16 protein-coding genes are annotated in these 23,431 nt (G+C 40.7%); 13 read left to right on the top strand and 3 right to left on the bottom strand.

What is annotated here, in order from left to right:
• Positions 1-56: 56 nt before the first annotated feature.
• The 7 genes from H6G18_RS14325 (at position 57) to H6G18_RS14295 (ending at position 8,667) form a co-directional block, all read left to right on the top strand.
• Positions 57-1,025 (top strand): glycosyltransferase family 2 protein, encoded by a 969-nt coding sequence (locus tag H6G18_RS14325; protein WP_190407775.1) that lies wholly within the window; start codon positions 57-59, stop codon positions 1,023-1,025.
• 210 nt (positions 1,026-1,235) lie between these two features.
• On the top strand, positions 1,236-2,081 hold the full coding sequence (locus H6G18_RS14320; protein WP_190407774.1) for a transcription factor RcaD: 846 nt from the start codon (positions 1,236-1,238) through the stop codon (positions 2,079-2,081).
• A 53-nt stretch (positions 2,082-2,134) separates the two neighbouring features.
• Positions 2,135-4,255 carry an ATP-binding protein gene (locus H6G18_RS14315; protein ID WP_190407773.1) on the top strand — a complete coding sequence of 707 codons (2,121 nt, stop codon included), beginning with the start codon at positions 2,135-2,137 and terminating at the stop codon, positions 4,253-4,255.
• A gap of 27 nt (positions 4,256-4,282) precedes the next feature.
• Entirely contained in the window at positions 4,283-6,874 is a 2,592-nt protein-coding gene (locus H6G18_RS14310) for a DNA translocase FtsK (RefSeq protein ID WP_190407772.1), read from the top strand.
• A gap of 138 nt (positions 6,875-7,012) precedes the next feature.
• Positions 7,013-7,270 (top strand): type II toxin-antitoxin system ParD family antitoxin, encoded by a 258-nt coding sequence (locus H6G18_RS14305; protein WP_190407771.1) that lies wholly within the window; start codon positions 7,013-7,015, stop codon positions 7,268-7,270.
• Positions 7,267-7,569 carry a type II toxin-antitoxin system RelE/ParE family toxin gene (locus H6G18_RS14300; RefSeq protein WP_190407770.1) on the top strand — a complete coding sequence of 101 codons (303 nt, stop codon included), beginning with the start codon at positions 7,267-7,269 and terminating at the stop codon, positions 7,567-7,569. The genes H6G18_RS14305 and H6G18_RS14300 overlap by 4 nt, the downstream gene beginning before the upstream one ends.
• 213 nt (positions 7,570-7,782) lie before the next feature.
• Entirely contained in the window at positions 7,783-8,667 is an 885-nt protein-coding gene (locus tag H6G18_RS14295) for a ParA family protein (protein ID WP_190407769.1), read from the top strand.
• Between the two features lie 282 nt (positions 8,668-8,949).
• Here the strand turns inward: H6G18_RS14295 and ileS are convergent, their stop codons facing one another.
• On the bottom strand, positions 8,950-11,832 hold the full coding sequence (ileS, locus tag H6G18_RS14290) for an isoleucine--tRNA ligase (protein ID WP_190407768.1): 2,883 nt from the start codon (positions 11,830-11,832) through the stop codon (positions 8,950-8,952).
• Positions 11,833-12,079: 247 nt separating this feature from the next.
• Between ileS and H6G18_RS14285 the strand changes: the two genes are divergently transcribed.
• The 3 genes from H6G18_RS14285 (at position 12,080) to H6G18_RS14275 (ending at position 17,763) form a co-directional block, all read left to right on the top strand.
• Positions 12,080-12,799, top strand: a complete 720-nt coding sequence (locus tag H6G18_RS14285; protein WP_190407767.1) for a rhomboid family intramembrane serine protease — start codon at positions 12,080-12,082, stop codon at positions 12,797-12,799.
• A 298-nt stretch (positions 12,800-13,097) separates the two neighbouring features.
• The gene (gene smc / locus H6G18_RS14280; protein ID WP_190407766.1) at positions 13,098-16,724 is read left to right on the top strand and encodes a chromosome segregation protein SMC; all 3,627 of its coding nucleotides are present in this window, start codon (positions 13,098-13,100) and stop codon (positions 16,722-16,724) included.
• A gap of 58 nt (positions 16,725-16,782) precedes the next feature.
• On the top strand, positions 16,783-17,763 hold the full coding sequence (locus H6G18_RS14275) for a PRC-barrel domain-containing protein (protein WP_190407765.1): 981 nt from the start codon (positions 16,783-16,785) through the stop codon (positions 17,761-17,763).
• A 57-nt stretch (positions 17,764-17,820) separates the two neighbouring features.
• Here the strand turns inward: H6G18_RS14275 and H6G18_RS14270 are convergent, their stop codons facing one another.
• On the bottom strand, positions 17,821-18,390 hold the full coding sequence (locus H6G18_RS14270) for a hypothetical protein (RefSeq protein WP_190407764.1): 570 nt from the start codon (positions 18,388-18,390) through the stop codon (positions 17,821-17,823).
• Between the two features lie 186 nt (positions 18,391-18,576).
• Here H6G18_RS14270 and H6G18_RS14265 point away from each other — a divergent pair, with 186 nt between their 5' ends.
• Together H6G18_RS14265 and H6G18_RS14260 are read left to right on the top strand one after the other, a co-directional pair.
• Positions 18,577-18,810, top strand: coding sequence for an EF-hand domain-containing protein (locus H6G18_RS14265; RefSeq protein WP_190407763.1), 234 nt, complete (start codon positions 18,577-18,579; stop codon positions 18,808-18,810).
• A gap of 599 nt (positions 18,811-19,409) precedes the next feature.
• Entirely contained in the window at positions 19,410-19,883 is a 474-nt protein-coding gene (locus tag H6G18_RS14260; RefSeq protein ID WP_011321348.1) for a hypothetical protein, read from the top strand.
• 134 nt (positions 19,884-20,017) lie between these two features.
• Here the strand turns inward: H6G18_RS14260 and H6G18_RS14255 are convergent, their stop codons facing one another.
• Complete coding sequence (locus H6G18_RS14255) at positions 20,018-20,299, bottom strand: hypothetical protein (RefSeq protein ID WP_190407762.1); 282 nt, start codon at positions 20,297-20,299, stop codon at positions 20,018-20,020.
• 94 nt (positions 20,300-20,393) lie between these two features.
• Here H6G18_RS14255 and H6G18_RS14250 point away from each other — a divergent pair, with 94 nt between their 5' ends.
• Positions 20,394-23,336, top strand: coding sequence for a pentapeptide repeat-containing protein (locus H6G18_RS14250; RefSeq protein WP_199311695.1), 2,943 nt, complete (start codon positions 20,394-20,396; stop codon positions 23,334-23,336).
• The last annotated feature ends 95 nt before the right edge of the window (positions 23,337-23,431 follow it).

Below are 23,431 nucleotides of genomic sequence, written 5' to 3'. Positions count from 1 at the left end.
AATTTATTTATATGTAAACATTATTTGCATCAATAAACGCCCACAAACATAAATAAATGAACAACAAACCTCTTTTAACAATTGTGACTGCGACACGCGGCAACTTTTCTGATTATTGGTTAGAACAATTATTAAAAATTAACGGTGATGTGCAGTTTATTTTAGTTTATCCGCCAGAAGCAACTATTAAAAATATCGATGACCCCAGAGTGCGTAATTTAAGAAGTCCATATAAAGGCGAAGTTATTCAAAGGTTTACAGGATTGCTTAATGTCGAAAGTGATTATGTTTTGGCATTAGATGATGATGATTTTGCTCATCCAGATATTGTAGATTTTACATCAAAATATTTCCAACTCTTTCCCGAAAGTTGGGTTTTAAGACTAAAAATTCAAAATATTCCCTATACTGATGAAGAACGAATTAAACAAGCATGGGAACCAAATCCAGATATCGAACAATTAGAAATATGTAAAAAAACACCAGATAATCCTTTTCCTTATCAAAAAGGTAATTACAAAGGTTTGCTAGAAGTTCCCATTGCGCCTTTAGATAAATCAATAGACATTCGCCATATAATTATTCCTTGGCATCAAAGAACAGACCAAAATGGCATTCATTTTGAAAACTTTAATAACAGAATTTGGCAAACTGCGCGGGTTAAGCCAGCCTTACAGGAATTATCAAATGCGATGAAGATTACAGGTGCATTAACTTGGCTACCTGCATGGAGTTTAGATAGATTATTAGGCTTATTCGTACAAGCTAAGTTTTATGAAAAAGATATCATAATTGGTCATGCACCACCAAAGCCAGAACAAATTAGATATATTGTCAGAGATGGTAGTTTAAAAGAATCTAGACCAATTTTATTAGCAGAATTATTGTTACTTAAATGTTATCCCCAGTATGGGTATTTATGGAATCTGATATTTTGGCAGATGCACACTATTCCTAAGTCTTGGGCTAGGAGTGTGAAAATAAAGTTAACGAAGTTGAAAAAAACAGAGATGAGTAAAATATAGAGTTTTCCAGCAATAAAATATTAAGTATAGACATTAATCTATACAGCACATTCTCTTTTATTTGGAAGACAAGTATGTTTACTTATCTTCCAGAAAACATTTTAGTTTATGGCAACTGGTAACAATTAGAGCTACTATATAAAAATGTGTGTAAATTGTTGCTCTTTAAGTTAAAGTAGTCCTGGTGTAGATACTATACAAGTTACCAGTATGGATACAAATGAATTAAAGTTTCTCTTAAAGTTATTGGGATTTCCGAATTATCGAACAGGACTAAGTGCAAGCGCCTTTAGTAGTTTTAAAGGTAAAGATAAAATTTGTCGAGACTTAAGCGATCGCGAACTGGTAGACTATTCCCGTGAGATTGCCACTGTTAAGATTTTACCAGCAGGTCAAGCTGTCCTAACACTCGAAGTAGGACAATTACCCATAACAGACAAAGAACTCAAGGTACTAGAGAAAATCAGTAAAGCTTCGGGTAAAATCGCACCCAGCAAAATTACCTCATTAAAGGCTGGTGAACGAGACACGATATTAAAAACCCTCAGTGAACGCGGGTTAATTGAAGCTGAACAACAACTCAAGAAAGCTAAAGGTGAGGTTTGGCTGACTGAAAGAGGGATTGAGTATTTGCGGGATGATTATAACCCCAATAAAAGCTCTAACCCTGTCATCAGTCAAGAACTCTTAGGAAATTACGTCCGTTTTTTACGCAAGACTTTAGCTGTTAAGTCAGAGACGATAAATACATTGCCTCCTGTGAAGGTTGAGTCATCAGTTGAAACAATTGATGATGAAGAAATTTTACTGATTATTGAGAAATTAGATCGGGAATTAGGTACAGAGAATTATTTACCAATTTTCCATCTAAGACAAAAATTACAACCCCCTCTATCACGCGATGAATTAGATCAGGCATTGTATCGTTTGCAAAAGAGTGATCAAATAGAGTTAAGTTCCTTACAAGAAGTAAGCGCCTATACCCCTGAACAAATAGATGCTGGTATACCTCAAAATATTGGTGGTTCTCTATTTTTTATTACAGTAGACAATTAATATTTCTAGTAATTTTTCCTCAAATTAGTTCCTCCTCTCACTCAATTTAAATCATGACAGAAATTAATGAAATCATTAAACGCGAAGTTAACCCTTTTGATCTAATCAACTTCAAGTCAATAAACTTTTGGGCTGAAAACCAAAACACAGCACTAACAGTTGAGTCAATTCATAAAGAGGCTTTAAATGAAATTGAGGAGCTACTTGATTTAGTAGCTATAGATCACCGCAGTCGCACAGCATTGTTACTTGGCGATTCTGGCTCTGGAAAAAGTTATTTATTAGGAAGAATTAAACGTACACTAAACACCAAAGCTTTTTTTGCTTATATTCAATGCAATTGGGCGGATAGTGGTAATATTTGGCGGCATATTTTACGCCATACTGTTGACAGTTTAGTCCAAATTCCTGAAGGGCAGCAAGATTCACAATTAATGTTGTGGCTCAAAAGTTTATCGGCATTCACCAAGCGCAATCTTAAAAATCAAATTTTTAATGATAGTATTTGGCAGCTTTTACAAAATGATCGTCAGAAATTTATCAAACATCTCAAGGAGACTTACAGAAAAGCCAATATTTATAATCCTGATATTTTCTTTGGAGTATTACACGATCTTACTGACCCAGAATTATATGATTTAGCTTGTGAATGGTTGCGTGGAGACGACCTCAGCGAAGAATCAATGCAAATGTTAAAAGTTAAAATCTGCATTGATACTGAAGATGCAGCTAAAAATATTCTAGCGAACTTCGGAAGGATTTCTACAGAAACTCAACCTATAGTTTTGTGCTTTGATAATTTGGATAGTATGCCCCCCTTGTCAGATGGTTATCTAGATATACAGCCTTTTTTTAATGTAAATACGACTATTCATAGTGATTATCTCAAAAATTTTCTAGTAATTATTAGTGTTATTACTAGTACATGGAAACGAAATATAGACCGAATTCAACCAGCTGACAGAGCCGGAATTCATCGATTAGTTAAGTTAAAAAATATTACCTTAGACCAAGCAGAAGCAATTTGGGCGTATAATCTTAAGCCTATACATCAAGAAGCTAGTATTCAGCCTGATTCGCCTATTTTTCCACTAACTCGACAAGTATTAGAACAACATTTTCCCGGTGGTAAGACTATGCCGAGGAATACTCTAATCTTAGGACGGCAGGAATATCAAAAATATAAAATTTCTATTAAACCACCTATATCTATAGATGTTATACCGCTAAAGAAAACAAAATTAGATCCCGAAAAAGTTAATATCTCAATAATTAGAGAGTCTGATGGTACAGTCAGCATCTCCCCGTTACAACCTCAAGAAGATACAGAGAAAATTGCCGCAGAATTTCAACTACTGTGGCAGAAAGAATATAGAAAAATTCAGGAGAAATATACCAAAATTACCCTGTTATCATCATCTGACTTGATACGGATGTTACAAGAGGCTTTAACTACATTCAAAATACATGAAATCAAGCCTAAACTCTTAAGTGGAAAGTATGCTAGTTATTCATTTAGCTATCATAATCCTGGCAAGCTCGAACGTATAGGAATAGTCTGGACAGAAGACTTGAGTATGAGGAATTTTTACAACGTAATGAGTGCTTGCCAAAATGTAATTCAAAAAAAATCATGTCAAATTCTATACTTAATTAGGATTGGAGGAGTGGGGACACCAAGACTTGCTGGTAATCAAATATATCAACAAATTTTTACACACACTAGTCATCATCATATTAAGCCAAACTTAAATTCTGTTCATTACCTGGCAACATACCAAAGTTTGGTAAATTCTGCATTATCTCAAGATTTAGTATTAACTAGCAAAGGGAAAGCAGTTAATTTGCAGGAACTACAATCTCTTATCAGAGATACAAAGATTTTGCATTCATGTACCTTATTGCAAGATTTAAAAATTGTCAATAAGCAAAAAACATCGAACGGTAAAGGTGAAGAAAATTTACAACCAGTCAAAGAATTTTTGTTAAATATAGTTAGAACTCAAGGGTTTATGGGACTACCTACTTTAGTTAAACAGTCTATCGGGCAGTTTCCTGATGTGAAAGAAACTGACGTTAAAAGTGTAATTCAGCTATTATGTCAAGACAAAGAAATACAAATAATTAACCCAGAAGCTGGGTTACAAGATCAGCTGATTTGTTTAGTTGCGTGATTATTATTAGTTGTGAAAAATTAGTCAATGCACTACCTGAAAGAAGCAACAGAAATTATAGATGTTATATCCAGATTAGCAACAGCTAAAACACTGTGGGTAGACACAGAAATTGCTCATTGGCATACCTCTCAACCAAAATTATCGCTGATTCAGGTATTGGCTGAACATACAGACACAACAGGCACATCTGCTTATATTCTTGATGTACTTGATAAACATGATTTAGCAACAGATTTTATTAACCAAATCATGCTTAACTCTAGCATTATCAAAGTCTTTCACAATGCTAGTTTTGACATTAAATATTTAGGTGGACAATTAGCTAAAAATGTCATTTGCACTTTACAAATAGCCAGAAAAATTACTCGCCAACGGTTACAAACTTCAAATTTAAAATTAAAGACTTTAGCAGTCGAACTTTGTCATTTTTCCAATGTAGATATAGCAGAACAATCAAGTGATTGGGGAAAGCGCCCCCTCAGCCAAAAACAGTTGGAATATGCGGCGATGGATACAGTTTATCTAGCGGCTGTACATCGTCGGTTACTTGAAATATCTAATCCCAATGCTGTCGGTAATATTTTTATAGAAAACGATGAATTAAATCAGTTAAGCAAAGAAATGGAAAACCCATCTTTAAGTGTTACTAAAGTCCGAGTTGCTTTTGAATGTCCTCGACTATTTTATCTAAATCATCAATTTGGCGACAAGGCAATATTTTTACCCAAAAATACAGCCATTGGTATCGGTAATCCATTTCATCATCTAGCAGATAACTTTGTTAAATTGGCTGTTATTGAACCACAATTTAAAAACCTATTTAAACCGAACCCTTCCCAAATAAATCTTGAAACAATTACATCACAAATTCAACAAATATTTTATCAAATAGAATTTTTTCCCTATTTACAAGCAGCAATTCAAAAAGATGCCAGCCAAGCACAAGCACTTTTACAAGTTTGGCAGGGATTACAAGGATTAATTAAACACTTTACAGAACTGCTATTAATTAATCGTCAATATTGTAATGCAGACACAGTTATTAGCAACACTTTTTTATCTACAGAACGCAGCATTGAAAATTACTTTATTCTACCTGATGGAAGCAAGCAAAGAGTTAGAGGTGAATTTGATTGTTTAGTATTTAATTTTGAACTAAATCGCCTATGTGTGGTGGAGTTTAAAACCTATCAACCTGTAGACCCTTCAGGACAATTGGCTCAGGTTTCACTTTATAGTTATATGCTTTACCAAAAGAAGAAAGTAGCCGTTGATTCAGCAGTTTATTGTGTATTACCTGAGTTTAAAGAGTATCGTTATTCTTGGGAACAGTTAGAAAATACAGTACATCAATTAATTCCCTACAAGTTGTTACAAATGCAGCAATGGTTGAATTGGGAATCGCCTAATCCCAACCCACCACCGCGAACAACTCAGCTTCATCTGTGCGAAATTTGCCCCCAGCAGCAAAAATGTCAGACTTTTTTTGGTGAAGTAATATCTGATCCCCCCCAACCCCCCTTAAAAAGGGGGGAGAAATCTATTGAGTCTGAGATTAGAGTTAAGGAACAAATACCTAATGCTGATGAAACGGGGGAAGCTTTGGTTAATACCTTGCAATCTTTTGGTGTTGGTGTTGACTACTTAGGTGCTGCTGTGGGGCCTAGTTTTATCAGGGTGAAGCTCAAACCTAATTTGGGCGTGAAAGTCAGCGCACTCCTAAGATTATCAAATGACTTGCAAGTGCAGTTGAGTTTAGCCGATAAACCCTTAATTACTCCCCAAGCTGGTTATGTCAGTATTGATTTACCCCGTCCAGATAGACAGGCTGCTAATTTTACAGAGTATATTCAACAGCAACCTTTACCTGCAACTGCACCCGTAAAAATTGCCATTGGTATAAATTTAGAGGGAAAATTAGTAGAAACTGATTTATCTGACCCCAATACTTGTCACTTTTTAGTTGGTGGGACAACTGGTAGCGGTAAAAGTGAGTTTTTGCGATCGCTCCTCCTCAGCTTACTATATCGTTATTCCCCGAAAAATCTCAAAATAGCCCTAGTTGATCCTAAGCGTGTTACCTTTCCAGAGTTTGAACGTATGGCGTGGTTATATTCACCAGTCGTCAAAGAAAGCGATCGCGCTACTGAACTTATGGAAGAATTAGTTTTAGAAATGGAGTTCCGTTATCAGCAGTTTGAAAAAGCTAGTTGTGCTGATTTAACTACCTACAATCAGCGTTCTCATCAACCTCTACCCCGCATTGTCTGTATATTTGATGAATATGCAGATTTTATGGCCGAAAAAGAGATTCGCAAAGCTTTAGAACAGAGCATTAAACGTTTAGGTGCAATGGCAAGGGCTGCGGGTATTCATCTAATTATTGCCACTCAACGCCCAGAAGCTAGTATTGTCACCCCAATTATCCGTTCAAATCTACCAGGAAGAGTTGCTTTACGAACTGCCAGTGAAGCCGACTCAAAAATTGTTCTAGGTGGAACCGAAACATCCGCCGCTTACCTTTTGGGTAAAGGTGATTTACTCTACCAACTTGGCCCCCAATTGCACCGCCTACAAAGCTTATTTGCTAAAACAATTCAGATACCATCAATTTAGACAATTAGCCTTAGTTCCCCTCTCTGCACCTCTGCCTGAGATAAATTCAAACTTCCTACACTGCTATAATTTGAAAGCCTCAATCGAGGCAATATTGCTAGGATGAGTTGTAGTACTAATTATTTCAAATTAGAAAGTATGTACATCCAAATTAAACCAGAGCTAGAGCAATTTATTCAGGCACAGCTTGCAAGTGGTAGATTTGCTTGCGCGGATGAAGTCATCAATGAAGCCTTTAAGCTGCTACAAGAAAGAGAACAGCGAATTGAAGAATTACGCCAAAAAATTGCTGTAGGAACTGAACAAATTGCTAAGGGAAAAGTAACTGATGGCGAATTTGTATTTGCTAAATTACAAGAGAAAATTCATCAAATTGCTGAGGACTCTTCTGAATGAGTAATTATTCATTTTCAGATGCAGCAATTCAAGACTTAAATGAAATTTGTGAATATATTGCTCACAGTAACCCAAAAGCAGCCAGTAAGCTTTTTGATGAAATTCGCCAGAAGTGTAAGTTAGTCGCTAGTTTTCCCAACATGGGTAAAAGTTATGGAAGACTTCTGCCGAATTTGCGCGGGTTTGTTGTGGATGATTACATTATTTTTTACTACCCTAACGAAGATGGAATTAGTGTTACTCATGTTGCCAGTGGTTATCGAGATTTAGAATCTTTATTTGCAGATCCCAATGAGTAGTAAAATTTGTATCAAATGAATATTAATAGATTTTAATTTCCCATAAATTGGGGAACAGGTTATATTTACGAACTGATGTGGACGATGATTTATCTTGCTTATGTGCGGAATGTGGGTTCGATTTACTGTAAATATTAAATTTACCAGAAGATTAAACTATTCAGAACGGGTGTACGCTACCAAATGGGAACGCGTCATCAGAGGAAATCACAAATGGGATATGTAATTGCTACAGCAAACATGAAAGGCGGTGTCGGGAAAACAACCCTCACCGTGAACTTAGCTACCTGTTTGGCGAAAAACTACGGTAAACGGGTGCTGGTGCTGGATTTAGATACACAAATCAGCGCCACACTTAGTTTGATGTCGCCTTTAGACTTTGCCAAGCGGCGCAAACAAAGACTAACATTTAGATATCTAATTGATGATGTTATTAATCCAGACCCCAACGGCAAGCTGACAATCAAGGATATTATTCAAAATAACGTCTGTAATCTCTCCGACCTAAATTTATTACCAGGAGATATAGACTTATATGATGAATTTGTCGTCTCAGAAATGCTGCATAGACAAACAGTTGCGTTAGGTGAACAAAACTTTGAAAATGTTTGGAATCGCTTTGAAAGAGTCTTGATTAATAACATCTTAAAACCAGTGCGCGACGAATATGATTTTATTCTTTTAGATTGCGCCCCTGGCTATAATTTAATGACTCGTAGCGCCTTGGCTGCTAGTGATTTCTATCTGTTACCTGCTAAACCTGAACCCTTATCTGTGGTGGGAATTCAACTGTTAGAAAGACGTATTGGGCAGTTAAAAGATAGTCATGAACAAGAAGCGAAGATAAATATAAAAATGCTGGGAATTGTCTTTAGTATGTGCAACACTAATCTACTTACTGGTAGATATTACAAACAAGTGATGCACCGAGTTGTGGAAGATTTTGGTGTAGAACAGATTTGTAAGGCACAAATTCCAGTTGATATTAATGTTGCTAAAGCTGTAGATAGTTTTATGCCGGTTGTGTTGAACGCACCCCAGTCAGCCGGTTCTAAGGCATTTTTGCAGTTAACTCAGGAGTTGTTGCAGAAGTTATAAATTTTCATCTTTGTGTCTTTGTGGTTAAAAATAATTTATTCACCACAGAGACGCAGAGAAATACTTGTTTTTAAAACTCACCAGAAATCACAATTATTTCTAGAAAAACACCATTCGCTTAAAGTCTGAATGCTACGATTAAGGAAGACATAAGCTGTCACTCTCTTCAGCTTCAGGTAGCTGTGAGACAACAGCAAACCATTCTTGCTTGCAAGAGATTATTCATAAGTTTTCTGCTGATAGTTGCGCTTTAGCGCTAAAGCGCAACTAGGAACAAACTTTCTAAAACTCTCCGGCTAGGGCTGGAACGCACCGTTCGCACAACAGGGGATGTTCTGCTGATTCTCCCACATGGGTGGAGTAGTTCCAACAGCGATCGCACTTTTGCCCTTCTGCATTGACTATCCCAATTCCCCAGCTATCAGACTGGGATGTATATTTCCCATCTTGCAGTTTGTCAGGAGAATCTAACAACTCTACTTGGGATGTCAGGAATAAATAACGCAGTTCATCGACACCGTTACCAACTTCAGGATTTAACGTGGCGATGGCGGTACGGGAGTTCGCATCTTTGACATAAATCAAGGCTTTTGCTTCTAGGGAAGAACCAATGATTTTTTCTACCCTGGCTTGTTCTAAGACCTTATTTACATCGTTACGCAATTGGCGCAGTTGTTGCCAAAATTCTGCCAGTTCTGGGTTATGCCATTTCTCCTCCACCTGCACCCAACCGGCTTGAAACACTGATTTATATGGTGTTTTGTAGGGGAGATATTGCCAGATATCTTCTGCTGTGTGACAGAGAACCGGTGCGATCGCTCGTGCTAAATTTTCTAAAGCAATATGTATCACTGTCTGACAACTGCGGCGACGGAAAGCATCGGTGGCGCTGATATATAGCCTATCCTTAGCCACATCTAAGTAGAAATTAGATAAATCCACCACACAGAAATTCTGCACCGTTTGGAAAAAGCGGAAGAATTGGAAACTTTCAAACGCTTCTGTCACTTCCTGAAACACCTCACGGATGCGATGCAGCATATATTTATCTAACTGCGGCATCTCTTCAAAGGGTACAGCATCTTTTTCTGGGTCAAAATCATGCAAACTACCAAGCAAGAACCGCGCCGTATTGCGAATCTTACCCCTGACATCGTTGAGTTGCTTGATGATATTGCCACCCAACCGCACATCACCGGTATAATCTACAGAAGATGCCCACAAGCGCAAAACATCAGCACCATAGGCGGGTTCCTTCTTCTGGTCTTTACCCCCAGAAATCAGAATTTTTGGGTCAACCACATTCCCCACAGATTTGCTCATCTTCCGTCCCTGTTCATCGAGAACAAAGCCGTGAGTCAAGACAGTTTTGTAAGGTGCAATGTCATTCACCGCCACACTAGTCAGCAAACTCGACTGGAACCAGCCGCGATGCTGGTCAGAACCCTCCAGATAAATATCAGCCGGGTAGCGTAACTCTGGACGTTGCTTAACTACGGATGCCCAAGAAGAACCAGAATCAAACCACACATCCATAGTGTCAGTACCCTTACGGTAAGACCGACCATTATTTCTGTAAGATGCTGGTAATAATTCCCCTACCGATAATTCCCACCAAGCATCAGACCCTTTCTCGGCAATGATGGCTTGCACATAGTTGATGGTTTCTTCGTTTAGTAGAGGTTCGCCGGTTTCCTCATCGTAGAATACCGGAATTGGTACACCCCAGGAGCGCTGACGAGAGATACACCAATCAGAACGTTCTGCAACCATCGGCGTGATGCGATTTTCACCTTGGGCTGGTATCCATTTTACAGCAGCGATCGCCTTTAGTGCCTCATCCCGAAAACCTGCCACTGAAGCAAACCATTGTTCAGTCGCCCGGAAAATCGTTGGCTTTTTCGTCCGCCAATCATAAGGATACTTGTGTGCATAAGCTTCCTCCTTCAACAGTGAACCCGCCGCCGCCAGCGCATCAATTACCGCCTGATTCCCATCACCCAACACATTCAACCCAGCAAACTGTCCCGCCTCCTGGGTAAAGTTGCCATTATCATCCACTGGTGCAAGGATAGGCAAACCATAACGCATACCCACAATGTAGTCTTCTTGACCATGACCAGGTGCAGTATGTACCAATCCAGTACCCGACTCAGTTGTGATGTAATCACCACCCACAACCACGGGACTTTCCCGGTCAAATAGCGGATGACGGTAAGTAGTATGTTCTAACTCCTTACCCTTAAAAGTAGCCTTCACCGTCAACTGTGCCGAGATAGTAGCAGCCAAACGTTCCACCAAATCCGCCGCGACGATAAGATATTGGAAATTACTTTGCGTCTGTGCGTCTGGGCGTAACACTTCTACTACAGCGTAGTTAAGATCCCCATTCACCGCCACCGCCAAATTCCCCGGAATTGTCCAAGGTGTAGTCGTCCAGATAGCCACACCCAAATCAGGCAAATAATCACCCAAAAGAGGTTTTACCGCCTCAGAAAGACCAGTCACAGGGAAAGCTGCATAGATACTCCGAGAAGTGTGACCTTCTGGATATTCCAACTCCGCCTCAGCCAAAGCCGTCTTAGAACTCGGACTCCAGTGAACAGGCTTCAACCCCCGATAAATGTATCCTTTCAACACCATCTGCCCAAACACACCGATTTGAGCCGCTTCATATTCCGGCTTCAACGTCAGATATGGGTTATCCCAGTCACCCCAAACACCGTAACGTTTAAAATTTTGGCGTTGGTCATCAACAGTAGCCAAGGCAAACTCCTTAGCCTTTTGTCGCAATTGCAGAGGTGTTAAATTTTGCCGTTCTGCTGACTTCATGTTTTGCAAAACTTTCAACTCAATTGGTAAGCCGTGACAGTCCCAACCAGGCACATAACGCACCTTACGACCTTGCAGCAGTTGGTAGCGATTAATAATATCTTTGAGAATTTTATTTAAGGCATGACCAATATGAAGTGAGCCATTAGCGTAGGGAGGCCCATCGTGCAGTATAAATAATTCGCCTGGGTTATTTTGCGACAGACTCTCAAAAATTTGATTGTCTTCCCAAAACTTCTGTATCTCAGGTTCCCGCTTGATGGCGTTCGCCCGCATATCAAAATTAGTCTTCGGTAAATTTACGGTATCTTTGTAGCTTCCAGGTTCTGTCACAGCTTCATGCCTAAGTTTTATGTGTACAGGTTCTATCAATTATAGAAGATGCCATGAATCCCAGAATTTCCTCTTTTCCTCACCCCTGATCCATCCAATTTGCCCTAGTTGGCGATCACCTACGGTGGGCGGAACGCCATCGCATCTATTCCCATAGTCTTAATCATCCCCAATCCACTAGATAGAAGAAAATACTAGTAAAATTTAGTACCCTAAGGCAAGTAACCCCAAAAGGAGGAAAACGCTAGTGGTTCCCATTCGAGATAATAATCCTGTATCAATTACGCCTTATGTTACTTATGGGCTGATTGCTGCTAACGTCCTGGCATTTCTTTATGAAGCTAATCTTCCTCCACAAGCATTAGACGGTTTTCTACATTTAGCGGCTGTGGTTCCACGGGAACTTAGCTTAAGCTTTGCTGGTGTTTCTGTGCATCAACCAGTACCAGAGTGGGCAACATTAATTACTTCCCAATTTCTGCACGGCGGTTTTCTACACCTAGCGGGGAATATGTTGTTCCTGTGGATTTTTGGTAACAACGTAGAAGAAAAGTTAGGTCATGCCAAATATTTACTATTTTATTTAGCCTGCGGTGTTTTAGCGTCTTTGAGCCAATGGTATTTCTCACAAGATTCTAGCATCCCTTCCTTGGGAGCAAGTGGGGCGATCGCTGGTGTTATGGGTGCATACATTCTGCGTTTTCCCAACGCCGAAATTCTTGGTGTTGTTCCCTTAGGCTTCTTCTTCCCGACTTTCCGCGTTCCTGCATACTTCTTTCTCGGCTTTTGGTTCCTCCAACAGTCTTTTTATGGGCTTGCTGGTTTACAAACCCGCACTAACATCGGCATGGAAAGCGGCGGTATCGCCTACTGGGCCCATGCTGGCGGTTTTATTTTCGGCGCACTCCTTGGCCCTTTGTTGGGTTTGTTTAGTGATAAAGCTAAAGAAGAATCTTGGTACAGTTAGGGAACACCAAAAAATAAGTTATTCCAAATTGATGGTTAGTAAGGTGCGTCAGTGCAAGAAAACCTAACTGTACTAAGAAATGACTAATATTGACGCACCCTACCTACTAAGATTTATTTTGAATTTTCAATGTCAGTATTGATTGAGAAAATAAGTGATCAACATACTACGTAAATGTTGCTTATTTCCTTCTCTGGGTGAGACATTCTTAAATTCTTAGCGCTAACCTGTTGCTAATTTTTAATTAATTGATACACTTGTTCTTCATTAGCCTATTAGCTCAGTTAACCGGCACTGCATGGTGCATATTAAGCGCGTAGAACTTACCAATTTTAAATCCTTCGGCGGTACTACATCAGTCCCATTATTGCCGGGGTTCACTGTCATATCTGGGCCTAATGGTTCAGGTAAGTCTAATATTTTGGATGCGCTGCTGTTTTGCTTAGGACTAGCCAGTTCTAAGGGGATGCGGGCCGATCGCTTGCCCGATTTGGTTAATAATAATCAAACGGCTAAAAGTCGTGCGGCGGTGGAAGCTGTGGTGACGGTGACGTTTGATTTATCTGATTTGGTAGATGCTAGTGATCAGTTTTCAGTTGTCAGTGGTGATGAAGAATTATTACAAAATGAAGCGCCTAGTGTAAATGGGAATGGTCATAAAGCCACAGAATGGAGTGTGACTCGGAAGCTGCGGGTAACGCATCAGGGTAGTTATACGTCGAATTACTACATCAATGGGGTATCGGCGACGCAGACGGAGTTACATGAGGAGTTGGAACGCCTGCGGATTTATCCTGAAGGTTATAACGTGGTGCTGCAAGGGGATGTCACCAGCATTATCTCCATGAAGGGGAAGGAACGGCGGGAAATTATTGATGAGTTGGCTGGTGTGGCGGCGTTTGATAGGAAGATTCATCAAGCCAAGGGAACTTTGGATGAGGTAAAAGATAAGGAAGACAGTTGTCGGATTATTGAGTCTGAGTTAACTTTACAACGCGATCGCCTCTCCCAAGACCGAGCGAAGGCGGAGAAGTATCAAAAGTTACGCACGGAATTTTTAGAAAAGCAATGTTGGGAAGCGGTGTTATCTTGGCGTTCTTTGCAAGCACAGCAAGAGAAGTTAGTTACAGATATTCAAGCAGGCGATCGCCATTATGGGGAACTGACAACCCAACTTGCAAGCTTAAATACAGAAATTAACCAAAAAACGGCTGAACTGGAACAGTTAAATGCTCATGTGAAAGCAATGGGGGAGGAGGAACTGTTAGCGGTACAATCTACCCTAGCTACCCAGGAAGCAGAACGGAAGCAACTCCAGCGTCAACAAACAGAATTAGAAGCGGCTTTGCAAGAAAGTACTAGGCGTTTGGCGCAAACTCAGCAAGATATTCAACAGCATCAACAAGGTTTGGGTGAACTGGCGCAAGCACAGGATTTAGAAAAACAATCGATTGTCTATTGTCAGCAGCAACGGGATGAAGCACAACAAGCTGTGGAAAAGTCCCGCGAAGCCGCAGCAGAAATCGCCTCAGCGTCGGAAGCATGGGTACAGCAACAAACGGCGTTAAATCGGCAAATTGAGGCTGTGTTGCAAACTTTGGAACCACAACGCACAGAACAAGCGCAACTGCGGGAAAGGAACAACCAGTTACAGCAGTCAATCCAAGAACAAACCGAATTAATTGCCAGTTTAGAACCGCAATTGCTAGAAAAACAAGCTGATTGTGAGCGAATCGAAACACAATTCAATACCTCCAGCGAACCAATCCAAGATTTAGCCCAAAATCTTGCAGCCACAGAACAGGAATTACAAATCCAGCAAGATACTCAAAAGCGGCTATTGCAAGAACAACGAGATAAGCAACGCCAACTGGATAGAATTGAGGCGCAAGCACAAGCACAGCAAGAGGTACAAGGAACCCAAGCCAGTAAAGTCATCATCCAATCGGGAATGCCTGGTGTCTGCGGCTTGGTGGTACATTTGGGACGAGTAGAACCCAAGTTTCAATTAGCGTTAGAAATTGCGGCTGGGGCGCGTCTGGGACACATTGTGGTGGAAGATGATGGTATAGCAGCAGCCGGGATTGAACTACTTAAACAAAAACGGGCTGGGAGAGCGACGTTTTTACCGTTAAATAAAATTCAGACTTCTAGATTTACCCAAGATGCGACGCTGCGTTTAGCTAACGGTTTTGTTAACTATGCTGTGAATTTGGTAGACTGCGATCGCCGTTATAAAGACATCTTCAATTACGTTTTTGGTAACACGGTAGTATTTGCCAACTTGGAAGCGGCGCGAAGAAATCTCGGCTTATATCGCATCGTCACCTTGGATGGGGAACTACTAGAAACCAGTGGCGCGATGACTGGCGGTAGTAGTAATCAGCGTTCCTCCTTGCGGTTTGGAAACACAGAAGCAGCAGAATCAGATGAAGCGATTGCACTAAAACAGCGTTTGGCAGATATTGATCGGATTTTAAACCGTTGTGGTGATGCGATCGCTAATTTATCTATCAAAACCAAACAACTATCCCAAGAACTCACCGAAACTCGACAAGCACGACGAGAACAGCAGTTACAGTTGGAACAATTGCAAAAAGATATCAAGAGTTTAACAGCCCAGTTGACAGGAACGCGATCGCAACTCACCCAAAACACCGAAAAATTTACCACAGCTCAATCTCGTCTGGAAATTCTCGATAGGGAATTACCAGGACAAGAAAGCCAATTGCAACAACTACGCCACACCCTAGCCGAGTTGGAAGCCTCCCAAACCCCCAGCGAATGGCAACAAATTCAGGCGACAATTAAAACCCAAGAACAACAGCTACAACAACGGGAAACCGCCTTTAGGGAAGCCGAACAAAGACTAAAAAACCTGGAAAATCAACAACAGCGTTTACAAGAACGCATCCAAGAAGGTGAACAACGGATTACTCAATCTCAGCAACAACAACAAACCCAACAAACCCAACTCTCTACACTCACAACTCAACACTCAGCACTCAGCACACAAATCACCGAAACCCGCGCCAAACTGACGGAGATGGAACAACACCTGGGTGTAGAAAAACAAAAACGCGACACAATAGAACAAGAAGTGCGATCGCATCTCCTGCGTCAGCAACAATTAGAATGGGAAATTCAAAAGCTCCAAGAAAGCCAACTCAAACGCCGGGAAGATTTAACCACCTTACAAAGCCAGTTACAGGAACTAGTACCAGAACTGCCCAACCCTTTGCCAGAAGTCCCAGACAAGGTTGACTTAGAAGAATTACAGAAAGAATTGCGATCGCTCGCCAAACGTCTCCAAGCAATGGAACCTGTGAATATGCTGGCGTTGGAAGAATACGAACGCACCCAAAAACGCCTGGAAGAATTAACCCAAAAATTACAGACATTAGAAGGAGAACGCACCGAACTACTCCTCCGCATTGAAAACTTCACCACCTTACGCCAAATCGCCTTTAAAGAAGCCTTCGACGCTGTAAATGAAAATTTTCAATCAATCTTCGCCACCCTTTCCGACGGCGACGGCTACCTGCAACTAGATAACCCTGAAGACCCCTTTAACAGTGGCTTAAATTTAGTCGCCCACCCCAAAGGAAAACCAGTCCAAAGACTCGCTTCCATGTCTGGGGGTGAAAAATCCCTCACCGCCTTAAGCTTCATCTTTGCCCTACAACGCTATCGCCCCTCACCCTTTTACGCCTTTGATGAAGTAGATATGTTTCTCGACGGGTCAAACGTAGAGCGATTATCAAGAATGATTAAACAACAAGCGCAGCAAGCCCAGTTTATAGTTGTGAGTTTGCGCCGTCCGATGATAGAATCAGCCGAACGCACAATTGGCGTTACTCAGGCACGGGGAGCTTATACTCAAGTTTTGGGAATTAAGTTATCATCCTCGAATACATCCGCTTGAGTTTTTGTTAATAATAGTGTATAGATAAACCGGATTCGAGATCAGGACTCCGTATAGAATGACCTCTGAACAAATAATTAGGCGTTCCGACATATTAAATACCCAGGTAATCACCCGCGACAATGGCAAACGCTTAGGCATCGTCAGTCAAGTCTGGGTAGATATTGATCAAAGAGAGGTTGTGGCTCTTGGTTTGCGAGACAGCCTGATCTCTATCTCTGGTCTGCCGCGCTATATGTACCTGAGTAGCATCCACCAATATGGTGATGTCATCTTAGTTGATAACGAAGATGTCATCGAAGATATTGAAGTGGAAGCCCTCAGTAACCTGATGAACTGGGAAGTAATTACCGAAACAGGCGAAGTTTTAGGTAGAGTACGCGGTTTCAAATTTGAAGCAGAAACAGGTAAACTCAACTCCATCATCATCGCCTCCTTGGGCGTTCCCCAAATCCCTGACCAATTCTTAAGTACTTACGAAATATCCATAGAAGAAGTCGTCAGCACTGGCCCCAACAGATTGATTGTCTTTGAAGGAGCCGAAGAACGGGTAAATCAGTTAACCGTGGGTGTTTTAGAACGCTTGGGAATTGGTAAAGCACCTTGGGAACGCGACGCAGATGAAGAATATGGCTATTCTGCACCCCGCGCCGTTGCACCATCAAATCAGCTACCTAGCGGCGTACCATTGCAGCCACCAAGACCAAAAGTCCGCACCCCCGAACCCGTAGCCGAGGAAGAATGGACTGAAGACTACATCGAAGAAGAAAGACCACAGCGCCAAGTCATGAGAGCGCGACAATACGAGTCGATTCAATACGAAGAAGACGAAGAAGATAACTGGAGTGAAGCCACAGGTAGAGACAGATATCAACAGCCTCCGTCTCAACCCTACAGCAAACCATACACTGAAGATTACGACGATTATGACGATGATGTAGAAAGTGACGCTTGGGACGACACACCACCGCAACCAGTGAATATTCCCAAAAAAGTCAAAGAAAGACAGCCAGAATACGAAGAAGAAGGCGGATATTAATTATTCGTAATTCATGATTAAACCTCTCCTACAAATAGGAGAGGTTTAATTTTTTGGTTAAGGATTGATAGCAGAATTAGCCATTTTGATGAGAGAATTGCGATCGCCTGCCTTCAACCCAAAACTATACTGCACCCCTTGTTGTCGCCATCTCAAAGTCGCATCAGAACAATTAGCACCACAACGAAAATCCACAAAATAGCCAGTAATACCCTTAGCTAAAGTCACCCTTCTTCCCGTGAGGCGCGGTGTTTTGCGGGTGACAGCCTCCGCCGAAACCACACCCAAACGACAAGCCGTCCCACCAGTACAGTCAGGACTGAAACCCAACAAAATGTCATATTTCTTCGGTGTAGAAGTTTCTACAATGGCGTAAATTGGGTTTGTCCCATCCGACTCAGGAATATACTTAGGTAATAAAATCTTAATTTGAGTCTTTTGCTTTAATTTAGGAAGAATAGATTTAAAAACCCGATGCGGCTGAAAAATAGTTGTTTTAGCTGGTCGTTGTGCTAATAGTTGCGTTTGATTATTCGTATTAGCTATAGCTGACGAATTAAGATTATTAATACCGACCAATATCAGTAATATAGATAAATTAGTGAGACTTTTTAAACCAAAAATCATAAAGTAAGACCTATTTCAATGGGTGTATTTAAGTTATATTTCCCGTTTTTTAGACCAAACAGTGTTTCATGCTCACATTCCCATTTTACTAATCTCAGCCCCAGCGATACCTATTTCTACTTCTCAGGATATAAGTTTATTTAATTCTGAAATATTAAAGTGAAACATTAATTCAGATAAAAACTTATGGCAACCGAGCAAGAGCTTCAATCTCTTTTTAATACCTTAGATCGTGATCAAGACGGCAAAATCTCCATTAATGAGCTTTTTTTAAGTCCTGGTTTAAGTGCAGTCATCTCATCAGAAACGAATACCAATAGCCCCCAAGAGTTGCTAGTACAGTATGATTCAGACGAAGACGGTAGCATTACCTTTGAAGAGTTAAAGAAAGCAGTTGAGAAAGCAAGTAATTTAACCTAGCAGTGATTAGAGTCAATGCAATACGGTTCGGTTAACAGAGTTATCTGTTGAGGCGAGCAGGGGGTGCAGGGGGAGAATAGAAGCAGGGGAAGAGAAATTGCTTAATAATAACTCTCTTCCCTCCCCTGCCTCCCCTGCCTCCCCTGCACCTCCTGCACCTCCTGCTTATCCGAACCGTATTGAGAGTCGATGCCTAAATTGCTCTAGGACACCTCTTTTTCGGAACCTACGGTTGTACACACAAGTATTAAAATTCCCCCTAGTACTTGGTTTCGTTATCTAGCTTTAGGTTGTGCGATGGCGTGCCTCTCTGCCGGAGGCGATTAGTACTTGTGTATACAACGTAGCTACAAGGGATTGGGGGTTTCAAAGCCTATCGACCTTTCGGGGAGAGGTACTCTACGAGAAGCGCTCCGCGCTATGGAGAGAGGTCTTTAGTATCCTTCATGACTTTTCAAACCTCCCCTAAGTCTGGTCACAAGCAAAATGCTGTGTTTTCATTAGTATAAATAATTTTCCTTAATTGCTTAAAACTAACTATAGCTGCCTAACTGACTTGGGGAATACTGAAATGAACAGTATACAAGATTGTAGTAAATATGCCAGAAAATCGTATCAGTGCCAACCTATCCGCAGCAGATAGGGATGCAGTTATGCAGGCGATCGCTACTATCCGCGAAAAATTACCGTTTTTAATTGATTTGACAACAGAAGATCGTCGCACAATAGTCAAAATGGGGGATAAAAGTCGAGCATTTGTGAGCAAAGCTTTGGAAGTAGCCACACAAAACCCCAACTTTTTACCCCGTTCTTTTGATATAGAAGAAATGCGTCGGGATTTAACACTGTATGAAGCGTTGTATCCAGTGCTATTGTCTTTAACCCAACTGCAAGAACTCGTGGATGATACCTGTATGGCATCTGGTAGCGAAGCATACACAGCAGCATTAGCAGTTTATAACTATGCCAAAGCTAGTGGTGATGTCGCTGGTTTAGATGCAGTGATTGATGAGATGGGACGTAGGTTTACCCGCCGTTCTAAGAAAAAGAAAGCCGAAGTTGTCGCTGGATAAGATTTAAGATAGGCGATCGCACCAATAATTGAGATAAGGACACAAAATTTTTGTGTCCCTCTTATATATACTCCCTAAAAATTTTTTCAGCCCACACGGGCGAATTTTGTTTTTATAGTTCCAACTTCCCATCGTCAAGAGATTTTTGAGGCTTTGAGGCTGACAATTGAGCTTCTGAGGCTGACAGTTGAGGCTCTGATGCTGACGATTGAGCTTTTGAGGCTGACAGTTGAGCCTTTGATGTTGACGGTTGAGGCTTTGAGGCTGACGGTTGAGGCTTTGAGGCTGACGGTTGAACCTTTGAGGCTGACAGTTGAGGCTTTGAGGCTGACGGTTGAGCCTTTGAGGCTGACAGTTGAGCCTTTGATACTGACGGTTGAACCTTTGAGGCTGACAGTTGAGCCTTTTACAGACAAATTATTAATTTTTAACGTGGATTTTGAGAATGTTAGTATAAAGTGCTGCTTAATTTTTTGTTAAAGCAGTATTTTTTACCAAATTGCTATGAGCATGAGCAGTGAATCTGGAAAGCTAATTAGTAAGCCTATTCCATTTTGGAAAAAACCACCAAAGTTAGATTTTACAGAACTGTTTAAATCTCTTAGTAAAGCTGCTATAGATGGGGCTTTGCAAAATTGGACAGAGGTAGCAAAAGATGCGGTAGAAGCATTAGCAGCAATTGGTTTGGCAGAAACACCAGAGGAAATTGGCTGGTTACTTGTCTACCGTTCTTTAATTCAAGCAATGCTCAGTTTGGTAGAAGAGAATCGAGCTTTACTCTGGGAAACGCCCAATTCCAGTGACCTTGAGTTATTGTATAGTCACCTTAAGGAATCCTTAGAAAGCCAAGAGTTACGTATTGACCAGGATTTTTTTAACAATCCTAAAGATTTACCCATTCTCACAACAATTAAAAGTGCTTTTGGTGATTGGCTGCAATATTTTAGCTTAAATGCAGTTCAAGCCCAGACAATTGGCGATCGCTTACCTACTTATTTTATATTTGCTTTACATCAAGAGTGGGCAGAACATCCAGATAAATATGCTTGTCTAAACGCAGAAGTTGATACTCCCTTTACTCAAGCTAACGAACAAGAGCGCTTATGGATGCGTTATGCAGCTTGGCTACAAAAACAAGTAGCAGAGCCAATATTTGATGAAACTTTTGGCTTAGAAAAAATTTATATGCCCTTGCGGGCTTACTATAAAATCCCAATTAAAACTCCAAAGAATAGTTATTCTGATCGTCAACGTCAAGAAGCAAAAAAAGTTGAGCAAGTTGTCGTTGATTTAAAAACTGAACTAGAAGCTTGGCTAAACAAAGCCTCATCTCAAGATGCTATTCGGGTAATTAGTGGCGGCCCTGGTAGTGGTAAATCTTCTTTTGCTAAAATCTTTGCTGCTGAACAAGCTGCAAAAGGAGAAATACAAGTTTTATTTATTCCCTTGCATCGTTTTGAGGTCGAAGATAATTTAGTTAATGCAGTTGGTGAGTTTGTTAAGGCGAATAAATTCTTTGAGCATAACCCCTTAGAAGATAATCAGCCATCACGGTTACTAATTATCTTTGATGGTTTAGATGAACTTGCTATGCAGGGTAAACTGGGTGCAGAAGTAGCGAAAGAATTTATTCAAAAAGTAGAAAGAAAAATAAATAACTCTAATCAACAGAAAACTTACTTACAAGTTTTAATTACTGGACGTGAATTAGTAGTACAAGCCAATACAAATCAATTTGATAAATCTCCACAAGAAATATTACATATCCTGCCTTATTTCCTGCCTGAAGATGAGAAGTCTAATTACGCAGACGAAAATAATTTGCTTGAGGCAGATCAACGGCAATCTTGGTGGCAAAAATATTCGGTAGCCAAGGATAAGCAATATAATGGTTTACCCGCAGCTTTAGACCAAGGAAAGCTGATAGAAATTACTGCTCAACCTCTGTTAAATTATTTAGTGGCTTTGAGTTATGACCGGGGCGAAGTAGAATTTTCAGAAAATAGCAACTTAAATACTATCTATGCAGACTTACTCAAAGCTGTTTATGAACGCCGTTGGGGAGATAGACAAAAGCATCCCATCACTCAAGAGTTCACCATAGCAGATGATGAAGACTTTGCCCTCATTCTAGAAGAAATTGCCCTAGCTTGTTGGCATGGCAATGGTAGAACTACAACAGTGAGGGAAATTGAAAAGAAATGCAGTGGTAACTATCATATCAAGGAACTTTTTATTAAATATCAGCAAGCAGCAGAAGCGGGTGTAACTCGTCTGTTAACAGCATTTTATTTCCGGCAGAGTGGAGTTAGAGAAGAAGAAAAAACGTTTGAATTCACTCACAAGAGTTTTGGTGAATATCTCACAGCAAGGCGCATAGTGCATGAACTGAGTTGGATTCACGAACAGTTAGAAGAACGTCAAAAAGACAAATATCATCGTAAAGGATGGGATGAAACTGAGGCTTTAAAAAACTGGGCAATTCTTTGTGGTACATCCCCAATTGATCAGTATTTGTTCGACTTCATTTGCGACGAAATACGTTTACAAAATCCCTCAGATGTTGAAAATTGGCAACAAACCTTGTGTCACTTAATTGGTTTTATGCTCAATCACGGAATGCCGATGGAACTTTTGCCTGAGATTAAGAACTTTCATCAAGCTAATCAACAAGCACGTAATGCCGAAGAAGCTTTGTTAGTTGTTTTAAATGCTTGTGCTAGGGTGACGCAAAAGATTTCTAAAATTGAATGGCCTACTCCTGAAGCTTTTGGTACTTGGATTTCCCGCTTGCAAGGGCAAAGAGTTGGTTTTGACGCTGATATATTGTGCCTGAATTACATGAGTTTTTTAGATTTACAAGACTGTCTTTTAATTGTGAAAGACTTCTTTAGGGCGAATCTTCAAGGGGCGAATCTTCAACGGGCGAATCTTGAAGGGGCGAATCTTCAAGGGGCGAATCTTCAAGGGGCGATTCTTCAAGGGGCGATTCTTCAACGGGCGAATCTTCAAGGGACGATTCTTGAAGGGGCGAATCTTGTAGGGGCGAATCTTCAACGGGCGAATCTTCAACGGGCGAATCTTGTAGGGGCGAATCTTGTAGGGGCGAATCTTGTAGGGGCGAATCTTGAAGGGGCGAATCTTGAAGGGGCGAATCTTCAACGGGCGAATCTTCAAGGGGTGATTCTTGAAGGGGCGAATCTTCAACGGGCGAATCTTCAACGGGCGAATCTTCAAGGAGCGAATCTTGAATGGGCGAATCTTCAACGGGCGAATCTTGAATGGGCGAATCTTGAATGGGCGAATCTTCAACGGGCGAATCTTCAACGGGCGAATCTTGAATGGGCGAATCTTCAACGGGCGAATCTTCAACGGGCGAATCTTCAACGGGCGAATCTTGAATGGCCTAGAATTTTACCAGCAAACTTTGAAAGAGCAAGCTTCTCAGAATGACCAGTCAGCAAATTTCTCTACCTGTTTTCACCGACTACATTTAAGCATAAAAGCAGGTTGGGTTAAGAGCAGCACAACCCAACCATTCTTGAATT

Source organism: Anabaena subtropica FACHB-260 (genome assembly GCF_014697105.1).
GTDB lineage: Bacteria > Cyanobacteriota > Cyanobacteriia > Cyanobacteriales > Nostocaceae > Trichormus > Trichormus subtropicus.
The sequence above is the reverse complement of the archived record's forward strand: the minus strand, read 5'-3'. Positions and strand labels throughout refer to the sequence as shown.